At 63.8% G+C, this 2,009-nt stretch carries 1 protein-coding gene; it reads left to right on the forward strand.

The annotated features are described in order from the left end of the window. On the forward strand, positions 1 to 2,009 hold a 2,009-nt coding region (gene recC, locus AAC035_RS21005; RefSeq protein ID WP_339807063.1), incomplete at both ends, for an exodeoxyribonuclease V subunit gamma.

The following is a 2,009-nucleotide window of genomic DNA, read 5'->3' on the forward strand; positions in this document are numbered from 1 at the left end:
GGCCCGGGGCGAGGTCAGGCCGCTGGACGAGGATCTGCGCTGGCAGCCGGTGCTTTGGCGAGCATTGGTGGCGGATACCGGCGAGCTGGCCAGCTCCAGTCGCGCCCATATCCACAACCGCTTTATGGCAGCGGGTGCTGCTGCCGGCAACGGGACACGGCCGGCCGATCTGCCGCCACGCATTGTGGTGTTCGGGGTGTCATCCTTGCCACGGCAGGCGCTGGAGGCGTTGCACGTACTGAGCCGGTTCAGCCAGATCGTGCTTTGCGTCCATAACCCCTGTCAGTTCTACTGGGCCGATATTGTCAGCGACCGGGATCTGCTGCGGGCGGAACGACGCCGGGGCCGGCTTGATCACCCTATGGCCGCATTGACCGATCCCGATCAGATCCACCAGCACGCCAACCCGCTGCTGGCGGCCTGGGGCAAGCAGGGCCGTGACTATATCCGCCTGCTGGATGTATTTGATAACCCGGACGATTACCGGGAGCGGCTGAGTACGCCCGGTGGCAGCATTGATATATACCGCGTCCACGGTGACGAAGAGGATCCGGCGCCGCTGCTGTTGCACCAGATTCAGAACGATATCTTCCGGCTGACGCCGCAGCAGGACATGCTGGCCGGCAATCGGGTGCTGGATCCGGCCAGCGACGACTCCGTCGTCTTCCATGACGCCCACAGCCCCCAGCGGGAGGTGGAGGTGCTGCACGACCAGCTGCTGGCGGCATTCAGCCAGGACCCGGACCTGCGGCCCCGGGATGTAATTGTGATGGTGCCGGACATCAACGCCTACGCGCCCCATATCCAGGCGGTGTTTGGCCGCTATGCCTTCGCTGATGAGCGCCACATCCCTTTCACTATTTCCGATCAGGGCCAGCGTCATCGGCAACCCCTGCTGATTGCTCTGGAAACCCTGCTGTCGCTGCCGGAACAGCGCTTTGGTGTCAGCGAAGTGGTCAGCCTGCTGGAGGTACCGGCCCTGAGGGCCAGGTTCGGCATAGCCGAAGACGATCTGCCCCAGCTGCGGCAATGGGTGGAGGGTGCCAACATCCGCTGGGGGCTCCATGAACAGCAGCGGGCCAGCCTGGAGCTGCCGGAGCAACTTCACACCAATACCTGGCAGTTCGGCCTGCGGCGAATGCTGCTGGGTTACAGCATGGGCCATGAACAGGCCTGGCAGACTATTGAATCCTTTGGTGAAGTGGCCGGGTTGCAGGCAGCGCTGGCCGGCCAGCTGACGGAGTTTGTCGGACAGCTGGAGCGGTTGTGGCTGGCCCTGGGTAAATCCCGGACACCCACAGACTGGCTGACCTTGCTGACCGATCTGCTGGCGGATTTCTTCCAGCAGCCGGACGAGCAGGATCTGTTGCTGATCCGTCGCCTGCAGGATCAGGCGGAGCGCTGGCTGCTGGACTGCGACAGTGCCGGCATGACCGGTGTGCTGCCGCTGAATATCGTCCGTGATGTGTTGCTGGAAGGCCTCGACGAAGGTGGTTTGAATCAGCGCTTCCTGGCAGGCAAGGTAAACTTCGCCACCCTGATGCCGATGCGCGCCATACCGTTCCGGCGGGTGTGCCTGCTGGGCATGAACGATGGTGATTATCCCCGCTCCCGGCCACCGGTGGACTTTGATCTCATGGCCCAGGACTATCGCCCGGGGGACCGTTCCCGCCGGGAAGACGACCGCTACCTGTTTCTGGAAGCATTGCTGTCCGCCCGTGAACAGCTCTACATCAGCTGGGTGGGGCGCAGTATCCGCGACGACAGTGAACGACCGCCTTCGGTGCTGGTGGCGCAATTGCGGGATCACCTCAACGACGTCTGGTCGCTGCCGCAGGGTGATGACGAAGTGGCACAGGCGCTGACCACCCGGCATCCGCTGCAGCCCTTCAGTCGGGCCTATTTCCCGCCGGATAGCCGGGAAAACGACTCCGCGCAGCAGGTGGTCAGGTCCGGACGGCTGTTCACCTACGACAGTGAGTGGCGCGGGGTGCACCTGGAGGGGGAGT

Origin of the sequence: uncultured Marinobacter sp. (assembly GCF_963974375.1) — a bacterium.
In the GTDB taxonomy this organism is placed as follows: Bacteria; Pseudomonadota; Gammaproteobacteria; order Pseudomonadales; family Oleiphilaceae; genus Marinobacter.